Here is a 19,609-nt window from a genome sequence, read left to right as displayed (position 1 = left end):
CTTACCCTCACGACACCAGGCTCAGGAAGAACAGCACGATGCTGTCCCACAGGCGTTTGAAGATGCTGCCCTCTTCCACTGACTCCAGTGCCACCAGTGGTACGCTGACTTCCAACTTGCCGTCCAGGCTTACTTGCAGCTCGCCGTATTCACTGTCGGCGGCGATGGGCGCAGTAAGCACCTCGTTAACAATTAACTGCGCATCCAGGTCATCGGCCTTGCCGCGGGGAATGGTCAGGTAGACATCGTCTTGCACGCCCAGCGCCACATCGGCACTGCCGCCCTTCCACACCTTGGCCTTGGTCAGCTCAGTGCCGGCCGAATACAGGTGGTGGGTTTCAAAATACCGGAAGCCGTAAGACAGCAGCTTTTGGGTTTCGCGCTCGCGAACCCGCTCACTGGAAGCGCCCATTACCACGGAGATCAGGCGCATGCCCTCACGCTTGGCGGAGGTCACCAAGCAGTAACCCGCTTCATTGGTATGGCCGGTTTTCAGGCCGTCGACACTGGGGTCCGTCCACAACAGGCCGTTGCGATTGTTCTGGCGGATGTTGTTGTAGACAAACTCTTTTTCGCTGTACAGCGCGTACTCATTAGGGAAGTCGATGATCGCCCGCGCCAGAATGGCCAGGTCGCGCGCCGAAGTGTAGTGCTCGGGGTGGGGCAAGCCGTGGGAGTTCACAAAGTGGGTGTTTTCCAAACCCAGCATTTGCGCGTGTTGATTCATAATGCCGGCGAAGGCATCTTCGCTGCCGGCGAGATATTCGGCCACGGCAACACTGGCGTCGTTACCCGAACTGATCACCACACCTTTATGCAGATCCCCAAGGGTGACTTGCTTGCCAACTTCGATCCACATCAGCGACGAGCCGGTGAAGATGGGGTTTTGCGCCCAGGCATTTTTGCTGATGGTAACCAGGTCGCTGTTGCTCACCTGGCCTTGTTCCAGCTCGTATGACAGCACATAGCTGGTCATCAGTTTGGTGAGGCTGGCGGGCGGCAGGCGCTCATCGGCATTGTGTTCAATCAATACCTCTCCGCTGTCGGCGTCCATTAGCAAGTAGCCAGACGCGGAGATAGCCGGTGGCGCTGGCACCAGGCTTTGCTGGGCGGCAGCGTGACTGGCAAAGACCAGGGCGGAGACAATCAAGAACACTAAGCGTTTCAAAACAAAACCTTTTTCGATGAGTTTTCGTTAGCTAATTTATCGCGACGACGCTCTATTGACGCTCGTCGACCAGTAACTGCGGTTCACCAGACCAACGACTGCGCAACGCTTTGCGCGCCGCCTGTGCCGTTGCGTAATCCGGTAGCGGGCCGATGCGCACGCGGTGAATCACCGGCTCCGACGACGCCTGACTCGCGATGGATACCGGGTAGGCCATGCCGGCGCCGAGTGCATCTTTCAGGGCCTGGGCGGAGTCCAGCTGCGAGAAAGCGGCCACCTGCAAATAGTAATCGGCAGCGGCTTTTTCTGCGCCGTCGATATTATCCGTGTCAATCACCTCAATTTCCACTGCGGCCGTGCCTTTGCGCGCAAAGCCGAGCTTAACCGCGGCAGCATAGGAGAGGTCGATAATGCGGTCTGAATGGAATGGCCCGCGATCATTCACGCGAACAATTGTTGCGCGGCCATTTTCCAAATTTTTCACCCGCACATACACCGGAATGGGCAGTGTTTTATGCGCCGCCGACATTTGGTAGAGGCTGTAGGTCTCGCCATTGGCGGTGGCTTTGCCGTGAAACTTGGTGCCGTACCATGAAGCGATGCCGCGCTGTTTGAAGCCGCGGTGGTCGTCCACCAAGTGGTAGGTTTTTCCCAGCACTTTGTAGGGGTTGCTGTTGCCGGCCATACGGATGATTTCCGGGCGCGGCGTGGCATCGGCGAGACTATTTGGGTCAACGTCGTGCAGCGGTGCGCCGTCGTTCTCGGTGGGTGTTACCGGTGGTTCAACGGGCCCGCTTTGACGAATTGCCGGCTGGCTACAGGCCTGCAGCAGCAGTAACAACAGCAGGCCATAAGGTAAGCGTCGCGTCATTTCTGCGCGACTTCACTGCGGTAGGCCTCGGCCACTTTTTGGCTAAGCTGGTGCGCGGCCAATGCGTACATAGAGCTGTGGTTGTAGCGCGTAATCACGTAGAAGTTTTTCAGCCCTACCCAGTACTCGTCGCCCTTGGCACCGTCGAACTTCATTGCCGTGGCCTTCATGCTTTCATCCAGCGCTTGATTGCTGCTGATACCGCCCAGCTTCAACTCGGCAAGGGTTTTTACCGGCTTCAGGCCCGCATTAAACAGGGTTTCATCTACTGGCTCGCTCAATACCGCTGGCGTGACTACGGTTTCACCTTTGCGCCAGCCGTGTTCGGCAAAGTAGTTGGCAACGCTGCCGATGGCATCAACGGGATTGTTCACTATGTCTGCCTGGCCGTCGTCGTCGAAGTCGACGGCGTAGGCGCGATAGCTGCTGGGAATAAACTGACCATAACCCATTGCGCCGGCGTAGCTGCCTTTGAAGCTCAGTGGGTCAAAGTCCTGCTCGCGTACCATTAACAGGTATTGCTCCAACTGGCCGAGGAAGAAGGTGCTGCGGCGGGGGAAGTCGAAACCCAGAGTCGCCAGCGCATCCACCACGCGGTAGCTGCCTTTATTGCGGCCGTAGCGGGTTTCCACACCGATAATGCCGACGATCATTTCAGCGGGAACGCCAAATTCTTTTTCCGCCCGCGCCAGCGTGTCGGCGTGTTCCTGCCAGAATTTCACGCCCTGTTTGATGCGCGAGTCCTGAATAAAAATTTTGCGGTAGCGCGCCCAGGTCATTACCGACTCTGCCGGCCGCTCCATGGCGTCGATAATGGATTGCTTCTTTTCTGCCTGCTGCAGAATATTGATCACCCAGTCGCGGTCAAAGCTGTGTTTTTCGACCACTTTGTCGACAAATTCAGCGGCCTTATCGTGCTGGCTGTAATCGGCCGACGCCAGCAGCGGCGTCGACATAGCCACGGCGGCAGCAAGGCAGCGCAGCGGCGAAGAAATCAATTTGCGTAAAATCACTGTGTATTCTCTCTTTTATTGAAGGCCCGTGAACAGCGGCCGATAGCGCGTTTACTGATGCACCAATCGCTCGTCGGCATAAATCCCCATCAAGATGCCAAAACCCACCAGCAATGTCACCAATGATGTACCGCCCTGACTAACTAGCGGCAGGGGCACACCCACCACTGGCAGCAGCCCGGAGACCATGCCCATATTTACAAATACGTAGACAAAGAAAGTTAGGATAATACTCCCGCCTAATAAGCGACCGAAGCAATGTTTTGCCTGGGTGGAGATCCAGATGCCGCGACCGATGATCAAGGCGTACAACAGCAACAGCAGCAACACCCCGCGCAGGCCGTATTCTTCGGCGAGTACCGCAATAATAAAGTCGGTGTGACTCTCCGGCAGGAAGTCCAGATGGGACTGGGTGCCCATTAGCCAGCCCTTGCCCTCGAAGCCGCCGGAACCGATGGCGGTTTTGGACTGAATAATATTCCAACCCGCGCCCAGCTTGTCGCTCTCTGGGTTTAGCAACGTCAGGATTCGGCGGCGCTGATAGTCGTGCAGCACAAATTCCCACATCGGCCACGCGGCGGCCAACAGCAGGCCGAAGGCGGAGAAGATAAAGGTCCAGCTAATGCCCCCCAAAAACAGCACGAACATGCCCGAGGCAGCGATCAGGATAGAGGTTCCCAGATCGGGCTGAGTGGCAACCAGCACGGTGGGCACAAAAATAATCACCAAACTCGCCGCGGTATAGCGCCAGCTCGGCGGCAGTGGATGCGACGACAAGTACCAGGCCACGGTCATCGGCATAATCAGTTTTGCCAACTCCGAGGGCTGAAAGCGAAAACCGCCAAGCGACAACCAGCGCTGCGCGCCCTTCGCGCCAACCCCCATAAAATGCACGGCGATCAGCAGTAAAATACAGCCAATAAAGGCAAACGGCGCCCAGCGCTGTAACTGTTCCGGGTGAAGCTGGGCCACCAGCACCATCACCACAAAGGCAACGGAGAGGAAGCGACCCTGCCGCAACACCACCGCAGCGTTTTCATCGCTGGCGCTGTACAGCACCATCAAACCCACACCGCTTAACAACAACAGCAGGAACAACATTACCGGGTCGATACGCAGGCGCTGGGACAGCGTGCGCTGACTGTACATAGGGCCTGCGCCACTGGGCAACTGGCGCAGAAAATCGGACTGGCTCATTGCTGCTCTCCGCTCGCCACATCCGGCGAATTTAATAAATACGCGTCCATCACCGCGCGCGCAACCGGCCCGGCCACACCGCCGCCACTCTCGCCGTTTTCAATAATCACGGCGACGGCAATTTGCGGGTCTTCCGACGGGGCGTAGGCAACAAACAGGGCGTGGTCACGCTTGCGCTTTTCCAGGGACTCCGAGTCGTACTCTTCCCCAGCGGCAATACTAATCACCTGAGCGGTACCGGTTTTACCCGCCATGCGATATTGCAGACCGTTGCGCAGCGAGCGACCGGTGCCGCGCACGTCGTAAATCACTTCTTCCATGGAATGCTGGATCGCATCCCACTGGCTTTCGGGGACATCTTCCATTTTGCCAAGCAGCGGTGCCTCAACCGGCTCGCCACCGACGGCGGCTAACAGCCGCGGTGCACGCAGTTCGCCGCGCGAGGCCAGCACCGAGGTGGCCACAGCGATTTGCAGCGGCGTTGCCAACATAAAGCCCTGCCCAATGCCCACGTTGATGGTTTCGCCGGGGTACCAGTGGCTGCCGCGGGTGTCGCGCTTCCACTGCCGCGACGGCAACAGCCCGCCGCGCTCATTGGTGTTATCGATGCCAGTGACATCCCCCAAGCCAAAGCGCGTGCCAAAATCGTGCAGGCGATCGATGCCCAGCTTGTAGGCCAGCTCGTAGAAGTACACATCGCAGCTTTCGGCAATGGCCTGATCCATATTCACCGAGGCGCCGTGGCCGCCGCGCTTCCAGTCGCGGTAGCGCCGGGTGTCGTTGGGCAGACTGAAAAAACCTGGGTCAGCGTAGCGCGTGGCCGGCGTTACCACGCCGTAATACATACCGGCCAGCGCCCATAGGGGTTTTACGGTAGAGGCCGGCGGGTACTGGCCCTGTAAGGCGCGGTTGTACAGCGGCAGGTCGTTGTCGTTTTGCAGGGCGCGGTAGTCTTTGCCGCTAATGCCGCCAACAAATAAATTGGCGTCGTAGCTCGGCGTGCTGAGCATGGCGATCACGCCCCCGGTTTTGGGGTCGATGGCCACCACGGCGCCGCGCCGTCCGGCCATGGCGTCGTAGGCAACTTTCTGCACCTGCGCATCAATATGCAGTTGAATATCGCCGCCTGGCAGCGGGTCGTGGCGCTCTAACACGCGCAGAATTCGGCCGTGGGCATTGCTCTCCACATTTTGGTAGCCGACGGTGCCGTGCAGCAGGTCTTCGTAGTATTTTTCCAGACCAATTTTGCCGATGTGGTGGGTGCCGCTGTAGTTAACAGGGTCGATGGCATCTTGCTCGCGCTCACTAATCCGGCCTACGTAACCCAGCACATGGGCAAATAACTCACCCTGGGGGTAGTGGCGCACCAGCTGGGCGTCGACATCGACACCGGGAATGCGGTGCCGGTTGACGGCAATAATGGCGATCTCTTTTTCACTGAGGCGGAACTTAAGCGGCACTTCCTCGTAGGGCCGACGCCGACGCAGGCGTTTTTTAAATTGCTCGATATCGTCGTCGCTGAGTTCGATAAGCTCGCCAATAATGGCCAGCGTTTCATCCAGCTGGTCAACGCGCTCGCGAATCACCGTGAGTGTATAGCTGGGAATATTCTCCGCGAGCAGTATACCATTGCGGTCAAAGATCAGGCCGCGCTTGGGCGCTATCGGCATCAGCTGAATGCGGTTGCGGTCAGACTGTGTTTTGTAAATGTCGTAGTCGAGGATTTGCAGCTGGGTGTAGCGCGACACCAACACCCCGGTCATCACCATCAATAACACAATGCACACAAACATTCGGCGCCGGTAAACATAGCGCTCGCGGTAGGTGTTTTTTAGGGTCTGGCGTCGGGGTATGGTGGCCATGACTCAACGGTGATAGGGATGATTAGCTAGGATAGTCCAGGCGCGATAGAGCTGCTCGGCAAACATAACCCGCACCAGTGGGTGCGGCAAGGTCATTGCCGACATCGACCATTTTTCACTGGACGCCGCCAGACAGGGCGCAGCCAGACCGTCGGGACCGCCGACCAGTATGCTGACGTTATCGCCCTCCATGCGCCACGCCGCCAGGGATTTTGACAGCGACTCGGTACTGACAGAGCGGCCTTTTACATCCAGCGCGATGATCTTGTCACCACGGGGAATGGCCGCCAGCATCGCCTCGCCCTCTTGAGCAATAGCGCGGCGAATATCGGTGTTTTTGCCACGCTTGGCCAGCGGCAATTCGCGAATATCCAACTGGATTTCCTGAGGCAGGCGCTTGCGGTATTCCGCCACACCGGCCTCAACCCAGTCGGGCATTTTGCCGCCGATACAGAGCAGGCTAACTCTCATCGCCGCCGTCGCTTGATTCGCCGTCTGCCGCCGGTACTTGCCAGAGCCGCTCAAGGTCGTAGAACAGACGCGCTTCGGGCAGCATCACGTGTACAACCACATCGCCAAAATCAACCAGCACCCATTCGGCGGTCTGCTGACCTTCCATGCCCATTGGGGTAAAACCTGCTTTCTTGGCTTCTACCCAGACATTGTCTGCCAGCGACTTAACGTGGCGATTCGAGGTGCCACTGCACACCACCATGTAGTCGGTTACGCCGCTGATTCCGCGTACGTCCAGCGTCGTAATATCGCGCCCTTTTACTTCTTCCAGTGCGTCGATCACCAGCGTTTTCAATTGCTCAACGGCCATTAACTTTGTGTTCCTGTTTGCATGTTCTGATAAAGCCCCCAATGGGCGATACGCTCTGCCACAGCATCGGGCAGCAGGTAGCGAATAGAGCGCCCGGCAGCAACGCGGGCGCGAATATCGGTGGCGGAAATAGGTAATTGGATCAGGCGGCTGCTGAAAAAACCACCGGCAGCGCGCGTGCGCAATTGCTCAACGCTGGCGAGCCGGCGCGCGTCCATTGCGGCAGCAACCTCGCCATCGGCCTGCAGTGGATGGTCGGCGCGCTCGATCACCCAGACATTGGCGTAATCAAGCAGGGACTGCCAACGGTGCCAGCGGTGCAGCTTAGCGTAGGCATCGCTGCCCATCACCATCGTCAAACCAACGCCGTCGCCCAGTTCAGCGCGCAGCTCGCTCAAGCTATCAACGGTGTAGGACGCGCCATCGCGGCTGAGCTCGCGGTCGTCAACAATAAACCCCGGTTCATTGGCGGCGGCCAATTGCACCATTTCCAATCGCTGCTGGGCCGTGCCGCCGGGGCGGCCGCGCAGCGGCGGTTGGTGGCTGGGCATCAGCCTGAGTTCGTCGGCCTGCAGCAACTCGCGCAGCTCAATCGCCGAGCGCAAGTGGCCGTGGTGAATGGGGTCAAAGGTGCCACCAAATACCAAACAATGCTTGCGCAGAGGTGCCGTCAAGGGTGCTTAGCTCCGCACATGGCCGTCGCCGAACACCACCCATTTTTGCGATGTCAGTCCTTCCAGACCGACCGGGCCACGGGCGTGAATTTTGTCGGTGGAAATACCAATCTCGGCGCCCAGGCCGTATTCGAAGCCGTCGGCAAAACGCGTGGAGGCATTGATCATTACCGAGCTGGAATCGACTTCGCGCAGGAAGCGACGCGCCAGGGTGTAGTTCTCAGTAACAATGGATTCGGTATGGCCTGAGCTGTACTGGGCGATATGGTCCATCGCCTCATCGATACCGGCCACCACCTTCACCGACAAGATCGGCGCCAGATATTCTGTCGCCCAGTCTTCTTCGCTGGCCTCAACGGCGCCCATCAATACCTGACGGGTGCGCGGGCAGCCGCGCAGCTCAACACCAGCGGCTTGCAGATCTTCGGCGATGCCGGGCAGTAATTCTTCGGCGCGGCTCTCGGCAACCAGCAGTGTTTCCATAGTATTGCAGGTGCCAAACCGCTGGGCCTTGGCATTCAGGGCAATGGCGCGGGCTTTGTCGGCATCGGCAGCATCATCGATATAAACATGACAGATGCCGTCGAGGTGCTTGATCACGGTTACCTGAGCATCACGCGAAATGCGTTCGATCAAGCCCTTGCCGCCACGGGGAACGATCACATCCACGTATTCGGGCATGGTAATCAGCTCGCCAACGGCGGCGCGGTCGGTGGTTTCCAGCACTTGCACCGCCGTTTCAGGTAGCCCGGCCACCGCCAAGCCCTGACGAATACACGCCGCCAGCGCCTGATTGGAATGAATAGCTTCGGAGCCGCCGCGCAGAATTGCCGCATTGCCCGACTTCAAGCACAGGCTTGCTGCCTCGGCGGTAACATTGGGGCGCGACTCATAAATAATGCCGACCACACCGAGGGGCACGCGCATTTTACCCACTTGGATACCACTGGGGCGGTAGTTCATGTCGCTGATGGCACCAACGGGGTCGGGCAGCGCCGCCACCTGTTGAAGGCCTTCGATCACGCCGTCGATACGCGCCGGCGTGAGTGCTAAACGGTCCAATAATGCGGCATCCAGGCCCGCCGCTTCACCGGCCTGTAGATCTTTTTTGTTAGCGTCAGCAATGGTTTGCCGAGCAGCATCTACCGCCTCGGCAATGGCCAGTAACGCGCGGTTTTTTGCCCCGCTATCGGCGGCGGCCAACACCCGCGAAGCCGCGCGCGCTTGCTGTCCGAGTTGCTGCATATACTGTTTGACTTCCATCGACGCGAATCCCCTTGAATACTGCGCGAACTGCCCGCCCGTGCTGGGGCGGAAAAAACGCACAGTATACCGGAATGCGGCGGCACTCACTATCGGTGGCGATGCAGAGGCTGGCTATTGTGAAAGGCTCTCGAGCAGGTCGTGCAGGGCGTCTAGCCGGTGCAGCGGTTCGTCTATCTCAAGCAGCGGATACACATCCTCTGGACTGAGCGGCAATAACTGGGCAAGGCGGTTAACCAGCTCACCGGTACCGCTCACCTCGGCACTGAAGCCCATGCGCTGCACATGGGGGTGCTCCAACAACTGCGCCAACAAGGCTGACAACTCTTCAGCCTCTTCTGGCAGAGGAATATCCGCCTGTTCGCTGAGCCATTCAACGCGGCCGCGATTCAGCCCGGCGGCGTCGCGGTAGCTGTGCAGCAGGCGAAAACGCGGGCCGCCCTCAACCACCACCGACAACAAACCGTCTTCGGTTTGATCCCAGTCCACGACCCGGGCCTGACAGCCCACGGCGGCGATACGCGGCTCATCGCCCTTACCGTCCACCTCACTGCCGGCGTGCAGGTGAACAATGCCAAAGTGGCCGTCGTCGCGCAGGGTATTGCGCAGCAAATCCAGATAGCGGCGCTCGAAGATACGCAGCGCCATGCGGCCACCGGGAAATAACACACCACCCAGCGGAAACAGTGGGTAGTGGTCTTGTTGCTCAGCGTGCATTACCTTCCGGCCCCAGTGGCTGAATCATCAGTATCAATTTCGGCAACAGCAACATCGCGCCCATGAGCGCAGCGATCATTGCCAGACCGGTGAGCAAGCCGAAGTAGATGCTCGGGGTAAAGTTCGACAGCGCCAGAATGGAGAAGCCAAAGACGATAATCACCGAGGTGTAGTACATCGCCTTGCCGATACTACCGTGGCAGCGATACATGGTTTGCAGGTAGTTGCGGTCGCGGGGGAATTCATCCCGGAAGCGGTGCACATAGTGAATGGTGTCGTCGACCCCAATACCCACTGTGATCGCCGCAATGGTAATGGTCATCATATCCAGCGGAATGCCGGCCAGCCCCATCCCCCCAAGCACTGCACCGGCGGCCAGCAGGTTTGGCGTCAGCGCGATCATCGCCAGACTAAAGGAGCGGAACAGCACCATAAACATTGCCAGGATGGCGACGAACACCGCTGCCAAGGTCAAAATTTGCGAGGTAAACAGGCTCTGCAACATATTGTTGTAGAGCACCAGCAAGCCCGTCAGGCGCACCTGCTCTTCCTCAAAACCCAGCTCGTCGATCAGGTGCCTGCGCACCTCCTTAAGAAAGGCATCGCGCTCCAGGCTGCGACTGGTTTCCTTCACCCGCAGGCTAATCCGCGCCTGATCCACCTCGGCAGACAAATAAGGATCGAGCAGAATGCTGCTGATCGACGTCGGCAGTGAGCGCTGAGCGAGCGCCAATTGCAGGTCGTCGACATTCCCCATAATCATCTGCATCAGCTCATAGAAGGTAGCCAGGGACAGTACTTTGCCTGTCTCGGGCAAGCTGTCCAGATAGTTGTGCACCTCTTGAATACGGCGCATGCCCGCCACCGTAAACCACTCGCTCTGGGGACTGGCAGCACTGCCGCCAAAATCGTCGCCGGCACTGAAATCGTCAAAGCCCGCATCGAAGTCACCAGCGAAATCATCGGCAAAGTCGTCGCCCTGCTCAGCGGCAAAGCTGTCGTCAGCCTCGTCGAATTCGGCGTCGCCAAACAGGGCATCGAATTCCTCGCCCGCTTGCTCGGCGGCGGCATTGTCGACCGGGGCATCATTGGCGGCAGGCGCACCGTCGGCAACCGTCGGCGCGGACGATTCACTCGGGCGATTGAGAATAATATCCAGCCCGATGGTGCCGCCCAGCTCGGCATCGATGGTTTCCATGCCCTGATAAATTTCGGTGTCTTCGTGGAAGTAGTCGATGAAGCGGTTTTCCACTTTAAGCTGTGAAATACCCCAGGCACTCACCGCCAGCAAGGCTACCGACACCACCACAATGGTGCCGCCAAAACGCTCGGTAGCAACAGCAAAATAGCGGGTAAAAGCGCCCTCGCCACCGGCGCCGTTTTTCTCTTCGCGGGCGGGCAAAAGCATCAGTACACAGGGCAGAACCAGGAAGCTGAGTATCAGCGCCGCCATCACCCCCATGGTCATCATCCAACCGAAATCAATGACCGGACGAATACCGCTGACCACCAGTGACGCAAAGGCCACCAGCGTGGTGAGGGCGGTGTAGATACAGGGCCGCGCCATCAGACGAACGGTGTCGCTCACTCGCTGCAGCTGGCTGCTTTGCGGCGACAGCGCCGAAATTTCCCGGTAGCGCACCACCAAGTGGATGGTGATGGCCAGCGTAATAATCAGCAGCAGCGCGACAAAGTTGGCGGAAATAACCGTGAGCCGCCAGTCCATAAAGGCCAGCAGCCCCAGCATGAAGGTGACCGTGGCCACGCAGTTCAGCAGCGGAATCAGCACCCAGCGCGGGCTGCCGAAAATCACTACCAGTAAGACCACAATGAACACCAATATCCCGGTACCGAACACTTTCAGATCGCTTTTTACAAAGTCGATCATATCCACGGTGATCATTGGCACACCGCCGAGGAACAATTTGGCGCCGTCGCGGTAGTTGTCGAGCACGCTTCGCGCCTGCGCAACCAGCGCTTCCTGGCGGCCGTGAATTTCGGTGACGTAGTCATCAAAGGCCTGCTCGGCCGCCTCGAGTTTTGCCTGCTCGTCCAGGGTCAGGGGGCGCTGCGCCGCGTCGGCGCGCAGCACATCGCGGGCGTCCAGCAGCTCGTAGAATTTTTGGTCGCGCTGCAGGTTCACCTGCAGCGCGGTGGTCGTACCATCGGGGCTGGTCAGCAGCGAACGATAAATAGGGCTGTTGGCAAACTCCTCGCGCGCCATGTCGACATTGGCAGTGCCGTCGCCCAGGGTGGGAATCTCACCCGCAGTGACATCACCCAGGCTCACTGGCGGGCTCTGCAACAAGGGCACATCGAGAATAGAATTAATGCTCGACACCCGCGGCAGCTTCGCCAGGTCATCGCGCAGCTTGGCGATGGTTTCCAGCTGCTGGGGCGCGAACAGGTCGCCCTCGGGTTGGTAGGTGACCAGCAAGAAGTCCTCGGTCTGGTAGCGCTTGCTGATTTCGCGGAAATACTCCAGCGACGTATCCCCTTCCAGCACCAAAGCCTCGGAGGAAGCATCGAGCTTCATCGCGGGTATATGGCTACCCAGGAATCCGGTCACCGCCATCAACAGCAGCAACACCCAGGTAGCATTGCGGAGAATCAGTGTCTGGTATGCGTTGGCAAGCCGCCCAGTCATGGTGTTTCCTTATTGTCATTATCGGGCGCAGGGTCTCTGCGTCCGGGCCGGTAACGGCCGTTATTCACCCCAGCGCGGCAGCAGCGTTTGCGCTACGTCGAGGTGGTCCAATATTCTCGCGACGACAAAATCGACGATCTCATCCACACTTGTCGGGCGCCGATAAAAGCCTGGCGACGCCGGCATAATGGTCGCGCCCATTTGGCTGAGGCTGAGCATATGCTGCAGATGAATGCTCGACAAGGGCATCTCTCGCGTCACCAAAATTAACTGACGCCGCTCTTTGAGCACAACATCGGCGGCGCGTTCAATTAAATTATTACTGGCGCCACAGGCAATGGCTGACAGGGTGCCGGTACTTGCTGGGCAGACCACCATACGGGTTGGCGCGCCGCTGCCCGAGGCCACGGCGGCCATCCAATCTTCCGGCCCGTGCACCTGCAACTGATCGGGCGGGCAACCAAAGCGCTCCACCAGATGTTTATGCAGGGCCTGGGGTTTGGCTGGCAGGGGCTCGTCGGTTTCTGTTGCCACGACTAACAGCGCCGCCTTGGAGATCATAAAGTGAACCGGGCAGCCCGCGGCCAGCAGGCATTCGAGCAGGCGCAAACCGTATTGCGCGCCCGATGCGCCGGTCATTGCCAAGGTTACCGCTTTCATAATTAGGCCCTGTTATTAAGCGCCGTCATCAGGCGCTGATGAATACCACCGAAGCCACCGTTACTCATGATGACCACGTGGTCACCGCTGCGCAGCATGGCGACAAGCTGCTGGAGACAGGCATCGAGGTCGCGACTTAACTCGGCGGGCACGGGACTGTTGGCGATCACGCCGTCAAGCGACCAGTCCAGTCCGGGTGGCTGATACCAAATAACGCGATCTGCCGAGGCCGTCGAGGCTGCTAGGCGGTCTTTGTAGATGCCCATACGCATGGTATTCGAGCGCGGTTCTATCAGGGCAATAATTCGCCCGTTTTTCTGCACACGACCGCGCAGGCCTTGCAAGGTGGTTTCAATGGCGGTGGGGTGGTGGGCAAAATCATCGTAGACCGACACGCCGTCTACGCAGCCGAGCAGCTCCATTCTGCGCTTCACGCCCTGGAACTGACTGAGCGCATCGATACTGTCAGCTGGCAGGACACCGACATGCCGCGCCGCCGCGATGGCAGCCAATGCGTTGGCCACATTGTGCTCGCCGGTGTGCTGCCAGCACACTTGCCCCTGATCCTGCCCTTGATGCAGCACGCGAAACTGCGAGTAGTCCTCACTGCATTCACCACGCTGCCACTCGGCAGTATCGCCGCTAACGCTCAGCTGCTCGCGCTCACTCCAGCAACCCATTGCCAGGGTTTCTTCAATAGCGGGCACGCTCGCCGGGGTGATAATGCGGCCGCTGCCGGGTACGGTGCGCACCACGTGGTGAAACTGACGCTGAATGGCGTGCAGGTCATCAAAAATATCGGCGTGATCGAATTCCAGGTTGTTAATGATCAAGGTGCGCGGACGGTAGTGAATAAACTTGGAGCGCTTATCAAAGAAAGCGCTGTCGTACTCATCGGCTTCGATCACAAAGAAGTCCGACTTGCCGATACGCGCAGACAGTCCGAAGTCGGCGGGCACACCGCCGATCAAAAAGCCCGGCTCATAGCCGCAACTCTCTAATATCCACGCCAACATACTGCTGGTGGTGGTTTTGCCGTGTGTGCCGGAACAAGCCAGCACCCAGCGCCCCTGCAACACATGTTCGCTCAGCCACTGCGGCCCCGAGGTATAGGGCAAACCTCTTTCTAAAACATATTCCACGGCCGGGTTGCCCCGCGACATGGCATTGCCCACCACCACAAGGTCCGGCGCGGGGTCGAGGTGCGCCGGGTCGTAGCCTTCCATCAGCGCAATACCCTGGGCTTCGAGCTGGGTGCTCATCGGCGGATACACATTGGCATCAGAGCCGGTAACGCGGTGCCCCTGCTCGCGCGCAAGAATGGCCAACCCGCCCATAAAGGTTCCGCAGATACCAAGGATATGAATATGCATTGCTCGTGCTTCGGCCGTCGAATTTAGCTGGGCATGGTATCACTGCACCCGAGTAAGCTCTACGGCTGGCTTGCGCCTACCATTAATACGCTCAAGCAATAAAAAAACCGGCCAGAGGCCGGCTATGACATTGCGCAAAAGCGAGCGCAACAGGGTTAAAACGCCGCGCCCAACCAAAACCATAACTTATCGGTATCGACTGCCAGCTCATCGGCTGAGTAGGCGGCGTACTTCACTCCCACCGAATAGTGTTTGGCAAATTTTCGGCTGTACACCGCGTTAACTTCACTGCCGTAGGCATCGGCACCCGCGGCGTCATCGTCGGCGCGGTAGTCGTGATAAATCAGCGCCCACTTCCCACCGGCAAGACTGCCGCCCAGCGAGGCGTAACGGTCAACTAAACCGCCGGCCGGTGTTTTGAGAAAAATATCGGCCCAGCCGTTGAATTTATGTAGCGTCGCTAGGGGCGTGGCAAAGCCGTAGCTGCCGTCGTCACTGCCCAGCACCTCGTAGCCAACTTTCGCGGTTAAACCCGCGGCGGCGACCCCGGCTTCAAGCAGCATATACTCCGCATCGGCATCGAGCAGCGGCGTGTCGGCCCGCTGGCGAGCGAACTCAGCGTGGTATAGCAGCTTTGCCTCAGCCAGGGGCTTCGCCCCCTTCACGCTCACACCACTGGTATCGAGACGGTCTTCGCCCGCCTCATTCAGTTCCAACAAATAGGAATAGGCCGTCACCGCGCCCACCGCACTGTTGAAACGCAGGTTTAACAGGTGATCTTTAGCCTGTTTATCCGCCTGTTCGGCAAAGATGCCATTGCGCTGCCCCAGGTAGGCGTAGCTCAGCGACAATGCATCGTTGGCTTGATAGTTGAGTGAGATGCCATCAAAGGTCTGGCGATCCTGACGCCAACCCACGTGCCCGACAAATCGATGGCCATCGTAGGTGATAACCTGTCGTCCTAATTTGGCCGTTAGCCCACCGTGCTGGTAGCGCAGAAAGGCCTGATCCAGCTCGGTTGTTTCCGGGTCGGCAATCACCGAGTGCTGCCCGGCTTTATACCCGGCTGGCGGCGCACTGAACTCGCCCTCTCCCGCGACGATGCGGCTATCCTCAAACTCCAGTTGCGCGGAAAAACCCTGATAGGCGGCGGTCTGATATCCCAGCCGGCTACGCAGGGTAAGGGCACTGGCATCATCCAGGGCATTGTCCTGGCTCACCGCTTCATAACGCAGCCTAAAGTCACCGTACACCTTGCCGTTTGCCAACGCGTCGGCAAGGGAATCGGCAAATGAGGTGGCTGGCAAGGTTGCCGCCACGGCTCCTAGCAGTACGGCGTTTGCAATAACTCTCATGCAGTTCTCTCCTACACTATTTTTTATCGGCCGACACAAGGCCGGCAGCACCACGACCATCAGGCCGAATTGAGAACGCCGTTTATCTCTAACACCTATTATTGTGGGCATTCGGTTTGGGCGACATCGCCCATCGCAGGAAGATTTAGCAAGCGGTATGCCAGCCGCGAAGAGATCAAAACAATTAATTTATTTTTATAATTTTCAATGCGTTAGCGAAAAATAACTCGCTCAAAAAACCTCGAAAGCCAGCGCCGCCCCAAAACACGACGACGCGTCTTTAGCGGTGCCTCATTACAAGACGACCGCGCCCTAAAATATTGCCTGTAAACGTGTGCAAACGACTGGTTTGGCGCACCACAATACTGCATGCCGCCACGCTGCCCAGCAAAAGCCCTTCGCTATCGGCTCAAGCTCCATAGCAGCGCCACGAGCAAGACGGCGCTGACCCCCTGCCAAAACCGCAGGGGGTTGCGGTGAACCAAGGGCTGAAATTCCCTGACCTGATAGCTGGGGTTGGGGTGATGAAGATCGTGCATAAACTCTGCGATGTCGTGATACCGCAGGTCGGGGTTAATACTCAACGCACGCTTTAGCGCGCGATCCATCCAATACGGAATATGCGGGTTGTAATCACTGGCAGAGACGTACTGCAGGCGCGAGTAATCACCGGCGCTGCGGCACTGCTCCAACTTGCCCTCATAGGGCAGGGTTCCACTGAGCATTTCAAAGGCCACGACGGCCAGGGAGAACTGGTCAGCCCGCGCACTCGGCGGTTTGCGCAATACGTGCTCCGGCGCTGAATACTGCGCGGTACCCAGAATATGATCACGCTCTAACGGCACCGCGATCTCAGCTAAGCCAGCCACATGACAGCTGCCAAAGTCGATAATGCGCACCCTGCCGTCACCGTCCATCATTACATTGTCGGGCTTAATGTCTTGGTGGAGGGTATCGCGCCGATGCATAGCCTGCAGGCCCTTGGCCAACTGACTAAGCACCGCCACCGCCTCACTCACGGCCGATCGGTCGCGCGCGGCCATCCACTGCGCCAGCGACTGACCGGGAATATATTCAGCAAGGTAGTACAAACAGCTTGGACGCTGGGGCGGTTCAACCACCGACACAACAGCCGGATGCTCCAGTCGCTTGGCGATCCAGCTCTCCAGCACAAAGCGCTCGATGTAGGCCGGGTCATCCAAGTACAGCAATGACGGTGTTTTCATCACTAACTGGCGCTGGTTGCGAGTATCCACAACCCGATACAACTGGCTGCGCGGGCTGGCGTGAAGCTCTTCTTCAATACGCAAACCGTCGACCACGGCACCCGGCGGCAGCGGCGGCGGGAATGGCAAGGCACTCAGCTGCTGATAAACATCGTCGGCATCGGCCAGCGGCAGCGCCTCTACACGCAGCAGCTGACAACTGAGGTTATCCTTGCTGCCCGCGGCCAATGCATCGTCGATCAACTGCTCGCAGGTGGGCTCCAGCGCACCGGACGCCTCGGCAAGGCGCTGGCGAATCTGCTCGTCAGGCAGCACGTCGTGAATACCGTCGGTAGAAAGTAAAAACAGGTCCCCACAGCAGATATCGACTGAGCGATAGTCGACATCGAGATTGACGTCCAGCCCCATTGCCCGGGTCAAATACGCGTGCTCCGGAGAGATTCGCCGAGCGTGGTCGCGCGTTAGCTGCTCCAGCGCGCCGTCGCGAAGCCGGTATATGCGGCTATCCCCCACATGGAACAAGTGGGCGAGCTGGGACTTAAATACCGCCACACTCAGGGTGGACACATAGCCCTTTTCCGCCTGCGCATAGCCCTGACCCTGGGCGAACAGCCAGCGATTCAATGCATTCAATACCTGTTGCGCGGAGCGCTTCACTGACCATGACTCGGGCGTTGAAAAGTAGTCATTCAGAAAGCCGGTAATGCAACTTTCCGCCGCCTCTTTGCCCGCCTCGGCCGCCGACACACCATCGGCAATAGCCGCGACGGCGCCCTTGATCGTCAGCAGTGAACCCTCGGGCACTCGCGCGCCGAGACTGTCCTCATTAAACGGCTTAAGCCCAGCGCTACTGCGCTGGGCTATGCTCAATTTCAGTCCACCATCCAGGTGCAAAACACCACTCCTTTTCGAGTTGAGGTTGCAGACTAGCTCACTTCAATCAGCGCCACACTGCCATCGTCGTTGTATTCGGCAATGTGTCCCTGTGGCTCTTCCATAAATTGCACCGCAACAAACACAAAGGCAGCGCAAGCGGCGATCACCATAAAGAAGCTGGAAGCATCGACAAAGCTGAGGACGGTCAGGAAGATAACTGCACCCACATTACCGTAAGCGCCGGTCATACCCGCAATCTGCCCGGTCATACTGCGCTTGACCAACGGCACGATGGCAAACACCGCACCTTCGCCAGCCTGTACGAAGAAGGAGCAACACATGGTCGCCAATACCGCCAGCAGCAGCGGCCACGTTGACGTGATCTGACTGAGCAGCATATAGCCCACCGCCAAACCGCAGATCAAAATGCTCAGCGAGCGACGACGGCCAAACCGGTCAGACAGGTAGCCGCCACTGGGACGAGCAAGCAGGTTCATGAATGCAAAGCCGGAGGCCAACATGCCCGCTTTTACGGCGGTCAGTTCAAAGGTCTCCATAAAGAACAGCGGCAACATCGATACCACCGCGAGCTCAGAGCCAAAGGTAACCAGGTAGGCAACATTCAGAATAGCCACTTGCTTGAAGGGGTATTTCTGCATGGCGGGGATTTCTACATTGTTCAATACATCGTGGTTAACGCGCAGAATCTGGCTCACTTGCACGATGAACAACACCACCAGCACACCGTAAAGCGACATTGCGGCAACGCCATTTAACATACCCAGATTCGACGGCGACAGCTTCCAGGTCAGTACTGCCAGCGCCAAGTACATGGGGATGCACATGGCAATGTAAAACACCAAGTCGCGCTTGCTGGTTACCACCAAGCCGCCACTTTTCTTTGGCTTGAAGTAGGTAGACCCCTTGGGCGTGTTGCGCGCACGTGAGTAAAAGAACACGCCGTAGATCATTGCCATCACACCCGTGCTGGCAATGGCGTAGCGCCAACCATCGTCGCCACCGAACATCAGCGCCAGGGTTGGCAGGGTCATCGCGGCTGCCGCCGAACCAAAGTTACCCCAGCCACCGTAAACGCCCTCGGCCAAGCCGACCTGGCGCGCGGGAAACCACTCACCAACAAGGCGAATACCAATCACAAAGCCCGCGCCAATAAAACCCATTAAAAAACGCAGCAGCGCGATGGTTTCATAGCTGTCGGCAAACGCAAACGCGATACACATGGCGCCGCCACTAACGAGGAGTGCCGAGTAGATAATGCGCGGACCGTAGCGATCCACCAGCATACCAACCACCACCCGGGCGGGAATCGTCAGCGCCACATTGAGAATCATCAGGGCTTTCACTTGCTGCCCGGTAAGATCGAAGGCCTCTTTAATAGAGGCCAGCATCGGTGCGTGGCTAAACCACACGACAAAAGTCAGGAAGAAGGCAAACCAGCTCAGATGCAGCAAGCGGATTTTATCCTGCTTGAGATCGAGCAAATTTAATGTAGAGGACGACATAGTAGCTCCATTCAGCCAACGAGGAATTTGCTTGCTGCTGAGCAAACGCCGTGCCAAACATCAACACCAGCCCACTAAGCAATTGATATTGTTAGCAATAAATATGACTTAGCGACAACTTAACGCGACCAGGCAAGTGCCAGCCACCACCGCCAAACGCCTGCGGCCTGAATTTTCGCCCCCCGATGAAGCAGCGCGCCCCAGAAACAATCAGCCGCGCCACACCACAAAGCACCAAAATGCGCCCCAAGTTCGACCACAAAAATATAAAAACCTTACAAATCAAACACATAATGAACACAAAACTCACTGGCACGTCTTTTGCTTAATGCCTGTTACACGCCCCAGGGCACATTAATAA

The 19,609-nt window shown here is 58.1% G+C and carries 16 protein-coding genes; all 16 read right to left on the bottom strand.

Annotated elements, in window-relative coordinates:
- Window positions 1-7 precede the first annotated feature (7 nt).
- Entirely contained in the window at window positions 8-1,168 is a 1,161-nt protein-coding gene (locus ABNS66_RS05610; RefSeq protein WP_286839190.1) for a D-alanyl-D-alanine carboxypeptidase family protein, read from the bottom strand.
- A gap of 52 nt (window positions 1,169-1,220) precedes the next feature.
- Window positions 1,221-2,039, bottom strand: a complete 819-nt coding sequence (locus ABNS66_RS05605) for a septal ring lytic transglycosylase RlpA family protein (protein WP_286839192.1) — start codon at window positions 2,037-2,039, stop codon at window positions 1,221-1,223.
- Window positions 2,036-2,995, bottom strand: coding sequence for a lytic murein transglycosylase B (mltB, locus tag ABNS66_RS05600; RefSeq protein WP_286839248.1), 960 nt, complete (start codon window positions 2,993-2,995; stop codon window positions 2,036-2,038). Before mltB ends, ABNS66_RS05605 begins: the two co-directional genes overlap by 4 nt.
- Window positions 2,996-3,103: 108 nt before the next feature.
- The gene (gene rodA / locus ABNS66_RS05595) at window positions 3,104-4,249 is read right to left on the bottom strand and encodes a rod shape-determining protein RodA (protein ID WP_027873963.1); all 1,146 of its coding nucleotides are present in this window, start codon (window positions 4,247-4,249) and stop codon (window positions 3,104-3,106) included.
- A complete protein-coding gene (gene mrdA, locus ABNS66_RS05590) occupies window positions 4,246-6,111 on the bottom strand; it encodes a penicillin-binding protein 2 (RefSeq protein WP_286839195.1) in 1,866 nt (621 codons plus the stop codon). Before mrdA ends, rodA begins: the two co-directional genes overlap by 4 nt.
- Window positions 6,112-6,114: 3 nt before the next feature.
- Complete coding sequence (gene rlmH / locus ABNS66_RS05585; RefSeq protein WP_286694602.1) at window positions 6,115-6,582, bottom strand: 23S rRNA (pseudouridine(1915)-N(3))-methyltransferase RlmH; 468 nt, start codon at window positions 6,580-6,582, stop codon at window positions 6,115-6,117.
- Window positions 6,572-6,934, bottom strand: a complete 363-nt coding sequence (rsfS, locus tag ABNS66_RS05580) for a ribosome silencing factor (protein ID WP_286694603.1) — start codon at window positions 6,932-6,934, stop codon at window positions 6,572-6,574. Before rsfS ends, rlmH begins: the two co-directional genes overlap by 11 nt.
- Complete coding sequence (nadD, locus tag ABNS66_RS05575; RefSeq protein WP_286839197.1) at window positions 6,934-7,608, bottom strand: nicotinate-nucleotide adenylyltransferase; 675 nt, start codon at window positions 7,606-7,608, stop codon at window positions 6,934-6,936. Before nadD ends, rsfS begins: the two co-directional genes overlap by 1 nt.
- Before the next feature lie 6 nt (window positions 7,609-7,614).
- Window positions 7,615-8,934, bottom strand: coding sequence for a glutamate-5-semialdehyde dehydrogenase (locus ABNS66_RS05570; RefSeq protein WP_084498004.1), 1,320 nt, complete (start codon window positions 8,932-8,934; stop codon window positions 7,615-7,617).
- A gap of 51 nt (window positions 8,935-8,985) precedes the next feature.
- Window positions 8,986-9,588, bottom strand: coding sequence for an LON peptidase substrate-binding domain-containing protein (locus tag ABNS66_RS05565; RefSeq protein WP_286839199.1), 603 nt, complete (start codon window positions 9,586-9,588; stop codon window positions 8,986-8,988).
- Complete coding sequence (locus tag ABNS66_RS05560; RefSeq protein ID WP_286839202.1) at window positions 9,578-12,235, bottom strand: MMPL family transporter; 2,658 nt, start codon at window positions 12,233-12,235, stop codon at window positions 9,578-9,580. The genes ABNS66_RS05565 and ABNS66_RS05560 overlap by 11 nt, the downstream gene beginning before the upstream one ends.
- A 60-nt stretch (window positions 12,236-12,295) precedes the next feature.
- Window positions 12,296-12,895: a flavin prenyltransferase UbiX gene (locus tag ABNS66_RS05555; RefSeq protein ID WP_286694607.1), complete on the bottom strand. Its 600-nt coding sequence runs from the start codon at window positions 12,893-12,895 to the stop codon at window positions 12,296-12,298.
- Window positions 12,896-12,897: 2 nt separating this feature from the next.
- Window positions 12,898-14,268 carry a UDP-N-acetylmuramate:L-alanyl-gamma-D-glutamyl-meso-diaminopimelate ligase gene (mpl, locus tag ABNS66_RS05550; RefSeq protein ID WP_286694608.1) on the bottom strand — a complete coding sequence of 457 codons (1,371 nt, stop codon included), beginning with the start codon at window positions 14,266-14,268 and terminating at the stop codon, window positions 12,898-12,900.
- A gap of 155 nt (window positions 14,269-14,423) precedes the next feature.
- The gene (locus ABNS66_RS05545) at window positions 14,424-15,623 is read right to left on the bottom strand and encodes an alginate export family protein (RefSeq protein ID WP_286839205.1); all 1,200 of its coding nucleotides are present in this window, start codon (window positions 15,621-15,623) and stop codon (window positions 14,424-14,426) included.
- 401 nt (window positions 15,624-16,024) lie between these two features.
- Window positions 16,025-17,719 (bottom strand): bifunctional protein-serine/threonine kinase/phosphatase, encoded by a 1,695-nt coding sequence (locus ABNS66_RS05540; RefSeq protein ID WP_286839207.1) that lies wholly within the window; start codon window positions 17,717-17,719, stop codon window positions 16,025-16,027.
- A gap of 56 nt (window positions 17,720-17,775) precedes the next feature.
- The gene (locus ABNS66_RS05535; RefSeq protein WP_286839209.1) at window positions 17,776-19,248 is read right to left on the bottom strand and encodes a NarK family nitrate/nitrite MFS transporter; all 1,473 of its coding nucleotides are present in this window, start codon (window positions 19,246-19,248) and stop codon (window positions 17,776-17,778) included.
- Window positions 19,249-19,609: the final 361 nt, after the last annotated feature.

The organism is uncultured Spongiibacter sp. (assembly GCF_964011655.1).
Lineage (GTDB): Bacteria > Pseudomonadota > Gammaproteobacteria > Pseudomonadales > Spongiibacteraceae > Spongiibacter > Spongiibacter marinus.
The sequence above is the reverse complement of the archived record's forward strand: the minus strand, read 5'-3'. Positions and strand labels throughout refer to the sequence as shown.